The organism is Thermomicrobium roseum DSM 5159 (assembly GCF_000021685.1).
Taxonomy (GTDB): domain Bacteria; phylum Chloroflexota; class Chloroflexia; order Thermomicrobiales; family Thermomicrobiaceae; genus Thermomicrobium; species Thermomicrobium roseum.
Genome location: NC_011959.1, coordinates 1,545,041 through 1,560,572 on the forward strand (window position 1 = coordinate 1,545,041; position 15,532 = coordinate 1,560,572).

General features: G+C 67.3%; 12 protein-coding genes. 5 read left to right on the forward strand and 7 right to left on the reverse strand.

Annotated elements, in window-relative coordinates:
• Positions 1–189: 189 nt before the first annotated feature.
• The 3 genes from lon to mreB all read left to right on the forward strand — a co-directional run bounded on the left by lon (position 190) and on the right by mreB (position 5,583).
• Positions 190–2,508 carry an endopeptidase La gene (gene lon / locus TRD_RS07310; RefSeq protein ID WP_015922507.1) on the forward strand — a complete coding sequence of 773 codons (2,319 nt, stop codon included), beginning with the start codon at positions 190–192 and terminating at the stop codon, positions 2,506–2,508.
• 110 nt (positions 2,509–2,618) lie between these two features.
• Complete coding sequence (locus TRD_RS07315) at positions 2,619–4,397, forward strand: M28 family peptidase (RefSeq protein WP_015922508.1); 1,779 nt, start codon at positions 2,619–2,621, stop codon at positions 4,395–4,397.
• A gap of 181 nt (positions 4,398–4,578) precedes the next feature.
• The gene (gene mreB, locus TRD_RS07320) at positions 4,579–5,583 is read left to right on the forward strand and encodes a rod shape-determining protein (RefSeq protein WP_041436896.1); all 1,005 of its coding nucleotides are present in this window, start codon (positions 4,579–4,581) and stop codon (positions 5,581–5,583) included.
• Here the strand turns inward: mreB and TRD_RS07325 are convergent.
• From TRD_RS07325 to TRD_RS07340, 4 genes are all read right to left on the reverse strand, one after another.
• Positions 5,580–6,053 carry an NUDIX hydrolase gene (locus tag TRD_RS07325; protein ID WP_015922510.1) on the reverse strand — a complete coding sequence of 158 codons (474 nt, stop codon included), beginning with the start codon at positions 6,051–6,053 and terminating at the stop codon, positions 5,580–5,582. The genes mreB and TRD_RS07325 overlap by 4 nt on opposite strands.
• A gap of 86 nt (positions 6,054–6,139) precedes the next feature.
• Positions 6,140–6,571 (reverse strand): hypothetical protein, encoded by a 432-nt coding sequence (locus tag TRD_RS07330; RefSeq protein WP_015922511.1) that lies wholly within the window; start codon positions 6,569–6,571, stop codon positions 6,140–6,142.
• Positions 6,572–6,582: 11 nt separating this feature from the next.
• Positions 6,583–7,749 carry an aminotransferase class V-fold PLP-dependent enzyme gene (locus TRD_RS07335; protein WP_015922512.1) on the reverse strand — a complete coding sequence of 389 codons (1,167 nt, stop codon included), beginning with the start codon at positions 7,747–7,749 and terminating at the stop codon, positions 6,583–6,585.
• 5 nt (positions 7,750–7,754) lie between these two features.
• On the reverse strand, positions 7,755–8,786 hold the full coding sequence (locus tag TRD_RS07340; protein WP_015922513.1) for a ThiF family adenylyltransferase: 1,032 nt from the start codon (positions 8,784–8,786) through the stop codon (positions 7,755–7,757).
• 150 nt (positions 8,787–8,936) lie between these two features.
• Here TRD_RS07340 and TRD_RS07345 point away from each other — a divergent pair, with 150 nt between their 5' ends.
• A complete protein-coding gene (locus TRD_RS07345) occupies positions 8,937–9,419 on the forward strand; it encodes a hypothetical protein (protein ID WP_015922514.1) in 483 nt (160 codons plus the stop codon).
• On the opposite strand, the gene TRD_RS07350 is transcribed toward TRD_RS07345, so the two are convergent.
• Positions 9,416–10,447, reverse strand: a complete 1,032-nt coding sequence (locus TRD_RS07350; protein WP_015922515.1) for a prephenate dehydrogenase — start codon at positions 10,445–10,447, stop codon at positions 9,416–9,418. The two genes, TRD_RS07345 and TRD_RS07350, sit on opposite strands and share 4 nt — an antisense overlap.
• A 171-nt stretch (positions 10,448–10,618) precedes the next feature.
• Entirely contained in the window at positions 10,619–11,110 is a 492-nt protein-coding gene (locus TRD_RS07355) for an SH3 domain-containing protein (RefSeq protein ID WP_015922516.1), read from the reverse strand.
• A gap of 129 nt (positions 11,111–11,239) precedes the next feature.
• Between TRD_RS07355 and TRD_RS07360 the strand changes: the two genes are divergently transcribed.
• Complete coding sequence (locus TRD_RS07360) at positions 11,240–12,739, forward strand: aldehyde dehydrogenase family protein (RefSeq protein ID WP_015922517.1); 1,500 nt, start codon at positions 11,240–11,242, stop codon at positions 12,737–12,739.
• Positions 12,740–13,025: 286 nt separating this feature from the next.
• Here the strand turns inward: TRD_RS07360 and TRD_RS07365 are convergent, their stop codons facing one another.
• On the reverse strand, positions 13,026–13,904 hold the full coding sequence (locus tag TRD_RS07365) for an LLM class F420-dependent oxidoreductase (protein ID WP_015922519.1): 879 nt from the start codon (positions 13,902–13,904) through the stop codon (positions 13,026–13,028).
• Between the last annotated feature and the right edge of the window lie 1,628 nt (positions 13,905–15,532).

Genomic DNA, 15,532 nt, shown 5'->3' on the forward strand with positions numbered 1-15,532 from the left:
ACTGGACCGCGCGTGCGAGAGTGGCGAGCCACTCGCCGCCTTGCGAGTCGCTCCATACTGGGGGAACTTCCCCTCTTGCCCACTGGTCGCCTCGCTGGCACACTGGCGCTGTTCGAGGGCAGGAAGCCACTACGCACGCCTGCCCGGTCGGTGTGCAGGCTGCTTTTCGGAGACGGTGAGGAAAGACGGATGGCCGCTTCCAGCCGTGCCGATCTCTACGCATCGCGGTATCCGGTCCTCGTGTTGCGCAACGTGGTTCTGCTTCCTGGTCATGCCGCGACGATCGCGGTAGCCAGTCCAGAAGGGCAGCGCGCAGTCGACTTTGCGCGGCGGCAGGAAGCAGCCCTCGCGGTCGTCGTGTACGCGGACGGCCGCGCACCGAACATGCTCACGCCACAGGTCGGGACGCTGGCGCGTATCGCCGAGGTCGTTCCCCAACCTGACCAGCGCTGGCAAGTGCGTGTCGAGGGACTCCGGCGAGTTCGTGTCCTCTCGCTGGATGTGACGAGCCCGGCACCCCAGGCACGTATCGAGCTGTTGTTCCCGCCCGTCACTCCACAGGCCCACACGATGGCGCAGCGGGTACGCACGCTCGCGGGCGAGCTGCATCGTGCGGTGGGCATCCCCGATGCTGAGACGCTCCGAGTGCTCGAGGCAACCGAGGATCCCGACCGGCTGGCTGACCTCCTGGCTGGACAACTCGTCCGCGACGTCAGCTATCGCCAGCGCCTGCTCGAACTGGTCGAGCCAAACGAGCGCCTCGAGCACCTCGCCGCGCTGATCGAGCGGGAACTGGCCCGAGTAGCCGCTCCGAGCGCGCCGGCAGTGCCAGCTGCTAGCACACGCTTGTCCGCGGAGCCAGTCATCGTGGCGGACGAGACGAGCGAAGCACGCGAAGAAGCGGAGCGCTTGCGCCAGCGCCTGGCAACCTGTGGCGCTCCCCCAGCGGTGGTGGAGCGAGTCGAGCAAGAGATCGAGCGATTGTCCCGCATGAGTCCCGCCTCCGCCGAGGCAACTGTCACCCGGACCTACATCGAGACAGTCCTGAGCGTCCCGTGGCTGACCGAGACTCCCGAAACGGTCGATCTGGCCCGAGCACGGGCGATCCTGGAGCGCGACCATTACGGCTTGGAACGTGTCAAAGAGCGCCTCCTCGAGGAACTGGCTGTCCGCGCGCTGACCAACGGCCGCGCGAGCCGCAGCACCGTGCTCTGTTTCGTCGGGCCGCCTGGGGTAGGCAAAACCAGCCTCGCCCGCTCGATCGCCGAAGCCTTGGGACGACGCTTCGTGACGGTGAGTCTGGGTGGAGTGCGCGACGAAGCGGAGATCCGCGGTCACCGCCGCACCTACCTCGGTGCGTATCCAGGGCGCATCGTGGAAGCGCTCCGGCGGGCCGGCACGCGCAACCCGGTCATCTTGCTCGACGAACTCGACAAGCTGGCGACCGACTATCGAGGTGATCCGGCCGCTGCGCTCCTCGAGGTGCTCGATCCGGAACAGAACAAACAGTTCGTCGATCACTATCTGGACGTACCAGTCGATCTCTCCGGTGTCCTCTTCATCGCCACCGCGAACTCGCTAGCTCCGCTGCCTCGGCCTCTGCGCGATCGCTTGGAAGCGATCGTGCTGGAAGGGTACAGCGAGGAAGAAAAGCGGGAGATCGGGAAACGCTACCTTCTGCCGCGCCAGCTCGCAGCCCACGGACTGCCGGAGACAGCCGTCGAGCTCACGGACTCGGCCTGGCAGGAGCTGATCACCGGGTATACTCGCGAAGCAGGGGTGCGCGAACTCGAACGGCAACTGGCGGCGCTGTGCCGCAAGATGGCACGAGAAGTCGTCGAACGAGGTGGTACAGTCGGGACACTGTCACGACGTCGTGTCACCCCCGCCACCTTGCGCCGCTTACTCGGTCCACCACCCTATCGCGAGATGACGGCCACGAGCGAACCACAAGTCGGTTTGGCTTTGGGGCTCGGTGCCACTCCCGTGGGCGGGATGCTCGTGCCGGTGGAAGTCCTGGTCATGCCAGGGCGGGGAGAATTGCTGGTCACTGGCCAGGCTGGCGAAGTCTTACAAGAATCGGCCCGGGCAGCACTGAGTTGGGTCCGCGCCCACGCGGCTCGATTGGGGATCTCGGCGGACTTCGTGGAACGGATGGACATTCACGTCCATCTCCCCGAAGGAGCGCTCCCGAAGGAAGGGCCATCGGCTGGGCTGGCACTGGTCGTCGCGCTCGTCTCAGCGCTCTCGGCACGGCCGGTGCGCAGCGACCTCGCACTCACCGGCGAGATCACGCTGCGCGGGCGTGTCTTGCCGGTCGGCGATTTGCGGCAGAAGGCACTGGCTGTCCAGCGGGCAGGGCTGCGCGAACTCGTGGCACCAGCCGCCAACCAGGTCGAGGCGAGTCGGCTCCCCGCCAGTCTCGCTCGCCGGCTGACGGTGCACTGGGTGGAAACGATCGAGCAGGCGCTGGAACTGGCGCTCTTGCCCCATCGCAACGACGCGTAACCGAACGGGCGGGCTGCCGAGAGCGCCTGTCTCGCCGCCCGCCTACCGGTTTCGCTAGGATTGCCGCGACGATCATGCCCGTTCGTGGGCTCTACGGTAGGAGGTCACGCATGCACACCGCTTGGCGCGACCCCAGTGTGGAACAGCGAGTGCTGTCAGCGATCTCGCTGGATGAACCGTGGGCAGCGATCGAGCAATTCGCCCAGCTCGTCCGGCTTTCCGGTAGCCCAGAGGAACGCGAGGCACTCGATTATCTCGTCGAGCGACTGGAACGCTGGGGAGTGCCGTATCGAGTCTTCTGGCCGACCTGTCTCATTTCTTGGCCAGTCTACGCGACGCTGCGCGTCGTCTCACCGGAAGCCCGAGCGGTTCGGGCCAAGACGCTCGCCTTCTCTCCCTCGACCGATGGGGCGGAAGTCATCGGCGAACTCGCCGTTGTCTCGTCGGAGCAGGTGGCGGGGATCGAGCAGATTTTCGCCGAGAATGTTCCGACGCAAGTTCCCGATCTTCGCGGCAAGATCGTCCTGACCGATGGATTCGGCTTCGCGGCGCAGGCCGTTCATTGGGCGAGCACCGGTGCGCTCGCGGTCATCTTCGTCCATCCAGGCGAAGCGATCCACGAAGGCATCGCGACGACGTCGTGGGGATCCCCCGACCTGGATGCCGAGGGCACGGTGCCAGCGGTCCCGATCGTGACCATCGCTCGGCCGGACGGCGAGTATCTGCGCTCGTTGGCAGCACGCGGTCCGGTGACAGTCGCCCTCGCCACCACGGTAGAGACCGCGTGGCGACCGATCCCGATACTGGTCGCCGAGATCCCAGGAAACCAGGCGGCTGACGAGTTCGTCCTCCTGCACGGTCATCTCGACTCGTGGCATGTAGGGGTCGGCGACAACGCGACTGGCGATGCAACGCTCCTGGAACTTGCCCGCGTCTTTTGGCAGCATCGCGAGTCGCTCGCCCGCACGCTGCGCATCGCGTGGTGGTCGGGTCATTCCCACGGGCGCTATGCTGGCTCGACCTGGTACGCCGATACCTACGCGCAAGACCTGGTGCCCAACTGCGTGGCGCACGTCAACTGTGATTCGCCCGGATGCCGCTGGGCCACCGAGTATCGAGATGTCGCAGTGATGGCAGAAGCTGCCGCCCTGGTCCGCACAGCGATCCGCGACGTGACCGGGCTCGAAGCGACGACCGCTCGTCCACCGCGCGCTGGTGATTACTCGTTCACGAACCTCGGGATCACCGGCTGTCTCATGCTCTCGTCGACCATTCCGGAAGAAATCAGACGGGCCAAAGGCTTCTACCCCGTCGGGGGCTGCGGCGGCAACATCGTTTGGCATACCGAGGACGACACGCTGGACGTCGCCGACCCCGACGTCTTGTTGCGTGACCTCCGCGTCTATGCCGCCGTGACGCTGCGCCTGCTGAATGCGCCCGTCCATCCGTTCGACTTCCGCGCGACGGTGCGGGAGATCGAGGAAGCGCTCCGCCGGTACCAAGAAACAGCCGGTGAAGCGTTCGACCTGCGCCCAGCGCTGCAAGCTGCTGGGAACCTGCTCACGACCCTCGACCGGTTCTACGAGCACAGTGCGACGCTCCTGGACCGACCAGCCGACGATCCGGAAGTGCGGCGCGTCAACGCGGCCCAGCGCTCGATGGCGCGTCACCTCGTGCCGGTCAACTACGTGCGCCGCGGACGCTTCCGGCACGACCCAGCGCGACCGATACCAGCAGTGCCGGAGGTGGCAGCGGCGCGCGAGTTCGCTCACGTCCAGCCAGAGAGCGACCGCTGGCATCGCGTCCGCACGCATCTCCTGCGCGGGCAGAATCAGGTGGTCTGGTCGCTCCGGCAGGCACAACGCCGGCTGGCTGAACTCCTCTCGTGAGCGATCGTCGAGGGCCGAGGAGCGCCAGACCAGACTCGTCCCGCTGTCGGAGACGAGCGCTGCCAGCGTGACAGAACGCATCATCGGCGCTGCTGCTAGAATTGCCTACGATGGTGGGCACTTCGCGCAGGTTGCCGGTCACAGCGAACGAGCAACGCGACAGGGTGGGGGTGCGGGAACAGTGGCCAAGCAGCTCGGGATCGACCTCGGGACCGCGAACGTCCTCGTCTACGTCCGCGGGCGCGGTATCGTGATCAACGAGCCATYGGTCGTCGCGATTTCTGCCAAGGACGGGCGCGTCAAGGCTGTCGGTATCGAGGCCCGGAACATGCTCGGGCGTGAGCCGCGCGACACGATCGAGGTGATCCGACCGATGCGCAACGGCGTGATCGCGGACTACGAGGTCACGCAGGAGATGCTTCGCTACTTCATCAACAAGGCGGTGGGGCGTTTCTCCCTCATCCGCCCAGAAGTGATGATCTCCGTCCCGGCTGGCGTGACCAGCGTGGAACGGCGCGCCGTGCGTGACGCCGCCTTGAATGCTGGCGCACGCCGGGCCTACCTGATCGCTGAGCCACTCGCTGCCGCCATCGGCGCACGGATCCCGATCGCCGATCCGAGCGGCAACATGGTGATCGACATCGGTGGGGGAACGACCGAAGTCGCCATCATCTCCCTGAACGGCATCGTGGTCGCCAAATCGGTCCGCATCGGCGGGAACCATCTCGACGACGCGATCGCCGCCTACATCAAGAAAAAGCACAACCTGCGGATCGGCGAACGCACGGCCGAGGAGATCAAGATCGCCATCGGCTCGGCGCTGCCGGTGGAAGACGACATGGTGATGGATGTCCGAGGGCGCGACGAAGTCACGGGCCTACCCCGGACCATCCAGGTGCATGCGAACGAAGTGGTCGAGGCGATCGCCGAGCCGCTGGAAGCCATCCTCACTACCGTCCGTGCTGTCCTCGAGGAAACACCGCCCGAACTCGCCTCCGACATCATCGACAAGGGAATGGTCTTGACCGGTGGCGGCGCATTGCTGCGCAACTTGGACCGCTTGCTGACCGAGGTGACTGGTGTCCCCTGCTTCGTCGCCGATGATCCCCTCAGCTGTGTCGCCATCGGCACCGGGCTGGCGCTGGAATACTTCGATGTCATCCGCGATAGCCTGGAAGAGGTCTAGGTGAGAGCGTAGTACTCCGCTTCCTCTCCCCCGCAGGCGATCACGGCATGGATGTGCCGCACGGCCCAGCGCTGACTGGTCCAGAGCAAGCGAGCGACTGCCTCGTCGAGATCACACCAGGCGTAGTCGTCATGGGCTTGCGACAACCGGACAGCTGCCCGCGGCTCGACCAGCGCGGCGAAGGCAGGGGCGAGAACGATTGCGTCGCTGGCATGATCGTAGAATTGGGCGATGTAGTCCGCCGAGTAGAGTTTCTGTGGCACCAGCCCAGTCTGCTCCAGGAGTTCGCGCGCCGCTGCGTCGAGCGCACGCTCGTTCGGCAAAATCCGCCCATGGACAGCGTGCCACGTTCCGCCGAGCGGCGCATCTTCGCGGCGACGCAACAGGAGGAACTGTACCTCGTGGGCGGGACGCTGCGGCAGACGACGGAAAACATAGACATCGACGAGATCGGCCACGATGCGCGGCATCGTTCCCCATATCCTCCGCACTGGCCCGGCGAGAGCCGGTCGTCCCCCGACGTACAGAGCGAGGATAGCACGTCACCGGAAGAAGCTCACCAGCGATGTCGACGGCGCCACCATTGGTAGCGGAGCCAGCCAAGGAGTCCCCGGCGCGGTGGGGGGAGGTCGATGTCGCGGCCGCGCCAGCGTCGCGCCGAAGAGGGTGCCCAGGAGTTTCCGCGGACGAACTGGCGCACGACGGGCGTGAAGAAGGAGAGCAAGCTGGCGATGGCGAGGAGCATCGCTAGGGTGCGCGACCAGTCGCTGACCAGCACAGCGAGCAGCGCGAGCAGGAACGCCGCTGCCAACAGCACCGTATTTTCCGGCAACGAAAAGTGTGTCCCGGGAAACCGACGACGCGCTCGCGGAAAGCGTGGTCGTCGCACCAGACGCAGCGCACGTCGCCACCACGGCTCGCGCTCCGCTTTCTCCAAAATCTCGAGAATCTGCTGTTCCAAGCGGGACGAGCGGCGTTCCTGCGGCATGGTCGGCCTCCTCAGTCCTTGCACTGCGGTGCGCGCGCGAGCGTTGCCACAGCCGCGATGGCTCGATCGATCTCTTCCTCGGACGTCGACCATCCAGGCGAAAGGCGGACGGTTCCACAAGGATACGCGCCGATGGACCGGCAGGCCTCGCTGGCACCGTGGAGCCCTGCCCCGACCAGAATGGCGAAGTCCCGCTCCAGCGCACGCGCCAGGTCGAGCGGTCGCCATCCCTCCACCTGGAACGAGACGAGAGCGACGCGAGAAGCGGCCTGAGCCGGCGTGAACAGCCGCACACCCGGGAGAGCGCTGAGGCCGGCAACGAGTCGCTCGGTGAGCACGCGAGCGCGCTCCCCCGTACTGGCCAGGCCAGTCCGTGCCAGCCAGTCCACGGCCGCCCCTAAAGCAGCCAGTCCGATCGTATCGAGTGTCCCGGTCTCGTACCGCTCCGGGAGGCTGCGCGGCCCCGCGTCGTCCGGCGACTCGGTTCCTGTCGCCCCATCGCGCAGCGGAACGAGCTCGGACGGGTCGATGCGCGGGCCGACGACCAGCGCCCCAGTTCCCGGAGGGCCGAGCAGCCACTTGTGCCCGCTGAGCGCGACCAAATCGGCACCCAGGGCATCGATGGCCAGCGGAATGACTCCCGCCGTCTGGGCTGCATCGATCAGGACAAAGGCCCCGCGAGCATGCGCGAGCTCGACGATCTCGCTGACCGGCTGGATCGCACCCGTCACGTTGGAGGCGTGGCAGACGACGACGAGACGCGTATTGGGGCGCAACGCGCGGCGCACATCGTCCGGATCGACTGTCCCATCGGCCCCGACCGGCACGCGCGTGGTGGTGACACCGAACACTTCGAGTGCCCGCAACGGTCTCCGCACCGCATCGTGCTCGAGCGCGGTCGTCACCACGTGGTCACCCGGGCCCAGCAACCCCTTGAGCGCGAGATTGAGCGCATCGGTACCGCTGGCCGTGAAGACGACACGCCGCGGATCAGCCACACCGAGGAACGCCGCTAGTCGCTGCCGAGCTTGCTCGACCGCTTCCCAGGTCGCCCGCGCCAGCCGGTGCCCTGTCCGGACGGGAGCACCGCTCGCCGTCGCCAGGAAGCCAGCGAGCGTTTCGCGCACGACATCCGGTTTGGGCCAGCTGGTCGTGGCGTTGTCCAAATAACTCATCATCCCCGTCACATCCCGATGTACCGCGCGTAGAGCACGCGGGCAATCGCAGGATCGGTCGTCCCACGCACGATGGCTCGTCCGTCCGGGAAGACCGTCAACTCATAACCCTCCACCATGAATCGTATCAGGTACGGGTTATGCTGGAGCGACCCGAGTGCCGACAGGCGCTCAGCGAGCGCTGCCAGATCGAGCGAGACGGCGGGTCGCACGACGACCTGGACGGCATCGCGTCCGCACAGGGAGACGATGCGATTCGCCACCTGCTGGCGGAGGAAGGCACGCTCGCCTCGGCCACAAGCCGGGCAATCCGACCGGCGCTCCACGGCGATGCGCGCGATCTCCACCTTCCAGAGATCGATGGAGAGCAGGCCAGGGTTGCGAGCGGCCCGGTCGCCCACGAGGAGCTTGAGCGTCTCGCTAGCTTGCAGGGCACCGACCAGCGCCGCAGCGGGGCCGAGCACACCGACCGTGTCACAGGTGGGAACGCTGCCTGGTGCTGGCGGATCGGGGAACAGGCAGCGAAGGCAGGCTGTCTCGTCGGGAACGATCGTCATCGTGGAGCCATGTGTCCCGATCACGCCACCGTAGACCCAGGGTCTCCCCAATTCCAGCGCTGCATCGTTCAAGAGGTAGCGTAGCTCGAAGTTGTCGCTCCCATCGACCACGACATCGACGTCGGCAATTAGCCCAGTGATGGATGCCGCATCGACATCGAGGACAACCGGCTCCACCGCGATCGCCTGATCGATCCGCTGGACGGCTCGCGCGGCCGCGACCGCCTTCGGGAGCGCGGCCCGCACGTCCTCTTCCTCGTAGAGCGCCTGACGCTGCAGGTTCGTCCACTCGACCACGTCGCGATCGACCAGCCGGAGGAAGCCGACACCCGCTCGGGCGAGCAGCATGGTCGTGTGACTCCCGAGTGCCCCCAGCCCGAGGACGCAGACGCGTCCCGCTCGGATGCGGGATTGGCCAGCTCGTCCGATGACCGGGAGAAGGATCTGACGGTGATGGCGCTCTGCTGACTCGTCGCTGGTCATCGCGTGTTCCCGCCCTCTCGATATATATGGTACAGTTGCCATCCGGCTCGTCCCAAGCGGGCTGGCCACTGCTCCCGTGCGTCCGAGGAGCAGCGGCCCGGCTCGCTCTCATGGGGTGCCGCAATCGACGGATGAGGAGAGAGCACGCCCGTGAATACCGTTCGCCTGACTGTCGTCGCTCGCGACGGCGTCGCGAGTTTCCTCGGTCCTGGTCACGCGATCAAGATGCTGGCGGCTGCCTGTAGCCGCAATCCGGTAACCTTGACCGAGCTCCTCGACTACACGACCCCCTTCGACGCCGATTTCGTCGAAGGTGTCCGGGCCGGATTGGCAGTGTTCGATGAGCACAACAGTGCCGAGAACGCCACAGCCTTCCACACGGTCGTCCAGCTCCTCAGTCCGGACCGGCTTCCCCCCTTCCGCGTCATCGACGAGCTGACCCGCTCGCTGAGTCTTCAGCCGGTCGGTGTCGGCCTGGTGCTCTACAACCTGAAAGCTCGCCGGATCGTTCAGCTCGTCAACCAGTACGGGGAACTGCTGCGGCAGGATCGCGGACGGATCCGGCGCGGCGGCGAGCCGACACGCCTGCTCTACACGTATCGCCTACCGGACGACTGGCGGATCCTGCCCTAGCGATCGCGCTCCGGCTTTTGCCGCTCACGCTCCGGGAGCGAGCGGCGGCGCGTCAAGAGTCCACCCAAGAACAGCTGCTGCAGGTGCTGGCCGACCGAGAGTTGGGACATTTCACCCGCGGTATCCTGTAGGAGCTCACCGGGACGTCGCTCCTGCGTCGCCCACTCGGCGCGGGCATCGCGCGCCTGCTCGAAGGCAGCCTCCAGCTCTCGCAGCGCATCCTCCGAGCCAGCGGCGATCAGCGCGCGCAGGCTTTCCAACTCGGCGATCGCCGCATCGAGCCAGCGGGTGATCGCTGGTGCATTGGTCGCGCAGATGTCGCGGTACATGCGGGGGCTGCCAGCTGCCAGGCGCGTGGTGTCGCGGAACCCTCCCGCCGTGAGCTGGCGCATCTCCCGCCAGGCGACATCGCGGCTGGTGACCCGCATGAGGGCGACGGAGAGCAGGAACGGCAGGTGGCTGATCGCCGCCACGTAGGCATCGTGCTCCTCGGCATCGAGAAAACGCGGCTCGGCGCCGAGCGCCGCGACCAGCCCCAGCACCGTCTCGATCGCCTCGCGGCTGGCAGTGAGCGACGGCGTCACTACCCAAATCGCTCCCCTAAAGAGATCAGCATCGGCACCTTCGATGCTCTGCGTTTTGCCGGCCATCGGGTGACCGCCCACGAAGTGCAGCCGTGACGGCAAGCGCTCGGCTGCCCAGCGCAGGACAACCGCCTTGGTGCTGCAGGTATCGGTCACGACTGCTCCGTCGGGCGCGTGCTCGGCGATCGCCGAAAAGACCTCCGGTACCGCACTCGGTGGCGTGGCCACGACGATGAGATCAGCGCCAGTCAGGGCCTCCGGTAGCGTCCAGGTCGTCCGGTCGACTGCCTTGATGCGCTTGGCCTCGTTCTGGTGCAGGAGTTCGATGTCGTAGCCGACGACTGTCAGCGGCACACCGCGGGCCTGGGCAGCCGCCCACCGCTTGAGCCCAAGCCCGATCGAGGCCCCGATGAGTCCCAGTCCGACGATGGTGATTTGCTGCATGACGACTCCTCTGTGCTGTTCCGGCAACCCCCTGCTCTACCCAGCTCGGTGCAGCTGACACGCGTCCCCACCCGTCGAGACGCGCGCCGGCCCGAGAGGTGCTCTGCTCCGGAGCAGGGATCGGCTGCTGGCCGCCTGACCGCCGTGTCCACGCCGTTCGATCCTATCATATCAACGCCGAACCAGTTCGAGATCGACCGTCCGGATCCAACCGTCGCGTCCATCGGGGAGCTCGAGATGCAGCCAGGTCGCGTTGCCGACCTGCTCCTGCTCGCCGAGAAAACGGAGCTCGGTACCCGGTTCCAGGACAGCGACGACCTGGTACTGCGTTCCCGGCCCAGCCCGGAAATTGACTTGCGATCCCTGAGCAACACGGTGCGTCGCCTGCCACGCCGGCGTGGGCGTCACCGCAGGTGACGCTACCGGAGTCGGACTGGGACGCGGTGCGAGCGCCGCCGGAGTCACGGCTGGAGTGCCGGTCACCGTCGGCGTGACCGCGGGAAGACGCGAGACGAAGTCGCTGAAGACAGGCGCGAGCCGTGCGTAGATCCACACGAAGCCCGCCAGCGCGATGAAGATCGCCAGTCCCATCGCCAGGCCCAGCCAGATACCGGACTGGCGCGAACGATGGCGCAGGCGGGCAGAAAGCTCTCGATCGATCACCGTCTCGCTCCGGACCGATGCTCCACGAAGCGCCAGCGCACGCTGGCCGCGCTGCGCAGTATAGCGCAGGCTGCGGTAGACTCGTGCCGAACTCGACGCGATCCCGCGGCCGCAGGAAAGGAGCCGACCATGGCGGACTTCAAGAACTATATCGATGGCAAGTGGGTCGAGGCGAAGAGCGGTGCCACGTACGAACGCCGCAACCCCGCGACGGGCGAACTCATCGGCACCTACGCCAGGAGCGGCCCGGAGGACGTCGCCGCGGCGGTGGAGGCGGCCAAGGCAGCCTTCGATCGCTGGCGCAAGCTCCCCGCGCCCAAGCGCGGAGAGATCCTCTTCCGTGTCGGCCAGCTCCTCATCGAGCGCAAGGAACAGCTGGCACGCGAGATGACCGAGGAGATGGGCAAGGTTCTTACCGAGGCCCGAGGCGACGTCCAGGAAGCGATCGACATGACCTTCTACATGGCGGGTGAGGGTCGCCGCCTCTGGGGCCAGACGACTCCTTCCGAGCTCCCCCACAAGTGGAACATGACGCAGCGTCGGCCGATCGGCGTGGTCGGGCTCATCACGCCGTGGAACTTCCCGATCGCCATACCGGCCTGGAAGATCATGCCGGCGCTGATCTGCGGAAACACGGTCGTCTTCAAGCCCGCCAGCTACACAGCGCGCTCGGCTGTCCGACTCGTCCAAATCTTCGAGGAAGCCGGTTTGCCGCCCGGCGTGCTCAACCTCGTCCTCGGAACCGGCGAGACGGTGGGGACCGCGCTCGTCCAGCACCCGGACGTCGCGCTCATCTCCTTCACCGGGTCCAACGAGGTCGGCCAGCAGGTCGCCGTCGAGTGTGCGCGATTGGGCAAGCGCGTTTCGTTGGAAATGGGTGGGAAGAACGCCATCATCGTGATGGATGACGCGAACCTCCGGCTCGCCCTGGACGGGATCGTCTGGAGTGCTTTCGGGACCTCCGGCCAGCGCTGCACGGCAGCCAGCCGCGTCATCGTGCACGAGGCGGTCTTCCGCGAGCTCGCCGATCAACTCGACGCGCGGGTGAGCCGGCTCAAGCTCGGCAACGGCCTCGACCCCACGACCGACGTCGGCCCGGTCGTGAGCGAGAGCCAGCTCGAGCGTGTCCACCGCTACGTCCAGATCGGCGTCGAAGAAGGGGCGCAGATCTTGACCGGTGGACAGATCGCGCGCGACGGGGACCTGGCACGCGGCCACTTCCACCAGCCGACCATCTTCGTCGATGTGCGCCCCGAGATGCGGATCGCCCAGGAAGAGATCTTCGGACCAGTCACCGCGCTCATCCGGGTGCGCAGCCTCGAGGAAGCGATCGCGGTCTGCAACGGCGTGCGCTATGGTCTCTCGGCCTCGATCTTCACCCGCGACATCGACAAGGCATTCCGTGCCATCGAGGACGTCCATACCGGCATCTTCTACGTCAATGCCGGTACCATCGGAGCGGAAATTCATCTCCCGTTCGGCGGTACCAAGGCGACCGGGAACGGGCACCGCGAGGCAGGGCAGGCTGCACTCGACGTCTTCAGCGAGTGGCAGTCGATCTTCATCGACTACAGCGGTCGCCTCCAGCGCGCTCAGATCGACGTCGAGCAGCTCACTGCTGACGACTGACCGCCGCTGCCGAGCGGAACGATCGCGCGAGCCGGCTCCCCACCGAGCCGGCGCGCTGCTTTCCTCACTGGACACAGGCGAACCGAGACACGAGGCGACCGACATGGTCATTGGCCAGAAGTGCCGGTGCCCGAGAAGGACGACGCGTCACCGGCCGGGACGGCGCCCACTGGCCAGCCTGATCGGTCGACAGGGCACTCGTCACCGAGGTCAGTCCCAGTCGCGCGGTCGCTGGCCGATGACCAACCGCTGCACGCCATGCCAGGACACTGGCTCACCCAACCGGCTACCGAATGGGCGTCAGCCCCAGTGTCTGAGCGAGCTCGCGCAAGATGTCCAGGTGCGCCTGCGGGGAGGATAATCCGAGCCCCATCGTGTTGATGCAGAGGTGCGTCGCCCCGAGACGACGCCAGGCCTCGATCTCGGCCAGCCACGCTGCCCGTGGCACCTGCGCGAGTGTCAGGCGTCCTTCGAGCCCGAAGCGAGCGGGATCGCGGCCAGCTGCCACGAGCCATTCCCGCAGCTCCTCGACCATGGCGTGGAGTTCGGCAGTCGGACGCCATTGCGGCATCCAGCCATCGGCCAGGCGCGCCGCCCGCCGGCGCGCCGCCTCGGACATCCCGCCCAGCCAGATCGGGATCGGCCGCTGGACAGGCAACGGGTTCAGGCCGACCGCCGGCAGCCGGTGCCAGCGTCCCTCGAAGCTGACGATCGGCTGTGTCCAGAGCAACCGCAGCACGGTGATCTGCTCTTCCTCCCGCCGGCCACGCGTGTGAAAGTCCATGCCGAGCGCGATGTACTCCGCCTCGTTCCAGCCGACTCCCACACCGAGCCGCAGGCGCCCGCCCGAGAGCACATCCACCTCCGCCGCCTGCTTGGCGACCAGCACGGTCTGCCGTTGCGGCAAGATGACGACGCCAGTGACCAACTCGAGGTGACGCGTCACTGCCGCGAGATACCCGAACAGGACGAACGGCTCGTGGAACTGATGCCTCGCATGGTACGGACCGCGCCACCCGGGGTAGTGAGCGAGATCCACGCCGACGACATGCTCGTAGGTCAACAGATGCGTGTACCCGAGCTCCTCGACAGTTTCGGCATACGCGCGGATCACGGCCGGATCGCTGCCGATTTCGGTCTGCGGGAAAACCACGCCGATCCGCATGACCAGCCCCTTTCCGATCGCGCTCGGACGCGCGCCAGGACGTCCACCGCTCGACTGTACCGGAACGAGCGCTTTCCGTCAGCGGAGTCCGCCGAAGGCACCGGCACGCGGCAAAACGGCGCCCGCTGCGACCAGGGATGCATTAGCCGGCACTGCCTCCTGCGGCAGCGCGCGAGAAGAGCCGCCTACCTGCCACCAGCAGCGGTGGCACGCGCCGATCGCACCGGCCAGGCCGACCGAGCCGAGAACCGCACCGTGGGCGAACGGTCGCGGCGCGAGAGAACCCATCGTGGCAGAATAGACCGTGGCGATCCAACGCCTGCGATGAGGAAGCGGCGAGACGGTCGCGCGTGCCGGCCCTCCCAGACCGGCGGGTCAGGCACCGCCTGACCCCTACCAGACGGGGCCGGTGGCACCGACCCGTGGCGCACGACTCCCCGACCGGCGAACACGGCGCCCTATCCCTGTAGGGGCGAGGCGCTGCCTCGCCCGCCGCGCCACAGGCGCGGGAAACGCACGGCACACCCTGGCCGGCGGTGATCGCTCTGTGACACTGGCTGACAGGCCACGAGTGTCTCTGCCGGCCCTGGCGGGCCGGTGGGTCAGGCACCGCCTGACCCCTATGGAGCGGGGTACCGCCCCACCGTGGTGCCCATGTGCCCGACGCGAATGGGTTCGCCCACCTTGTAGGGGCGAGGCGCTGCCTCGCCCGACCGCGCCGATAGGCGCGGCGATTCCGCGTGGCCGACACGTCTCGCCCGACACGCAGCGCCGATCAGCCGAGCGGCCCTCTCCACGATCGCCCGGCCGTGAACGGCCGGGCTCAGTCCCCAAGCCGGCTGGAGCCGGCTGATCCACACGGCCCCTGCACCCAGCCGATCGACCCAGGCGCCTGTGCACCTCACAGCCCCCTTCAGGGGGCTTGCGGACTGAGCCCGGGGCTTCAGCCCCGGGCGTTCGCTGCCGACCGCCCCGGCAGCGATGGTTGAAGCACCACCGCACCCTTTGGCGTCGATCTGCCGGCCCTGCGGGCCGGCGGGTCAAGCACCGCCTGACCCCTACAAAACGGGGATCAGGTGCCGCCTATCCGTGCAGGCATGCGCTGCACCGGGGTCGCCACCGCATAACCCCGTAGGGGCGAGGCGCTGCCTCGCCCGCCGGGCGGGACGCCCGGCAATCCACCCCGGCCCCCGACGGCGACGCATCTTTGCGGGCGATCGCCCGTGTGTGATCCGGGGCACCGTGAGTCGACTCCGCACACCGTCGACCGGCGATGGCGTGATGGCCGGCCCTCCGGGCCGGCGGGTCAGGCAGCGCCTGACCCCGACAACACGGGGCGGTACCACCTACCCGTGGGGCACAGCTGCCTCACGGGGGACGTGCTAGCCAGCCCTGCCGGGACGGTGCGTTGCATCGCCCAACTGCGCCGCAGGCGCCGCACGGCGAGCGGCCGCTGCCCGACGCCAGCGCGCCAACGAACACGATGGTCAGGCCGCCGACCGGAGAGCTGGCCCGGCACCGCAATGCCGACCTCGGCCCGCCGGCTCGGTACCTACTCCGGGGTCGATCACCGATGACTTGCTGCGCGAGATCTCTTCTTGCTATGCTTGCTCATCTTTTTTCGGTGT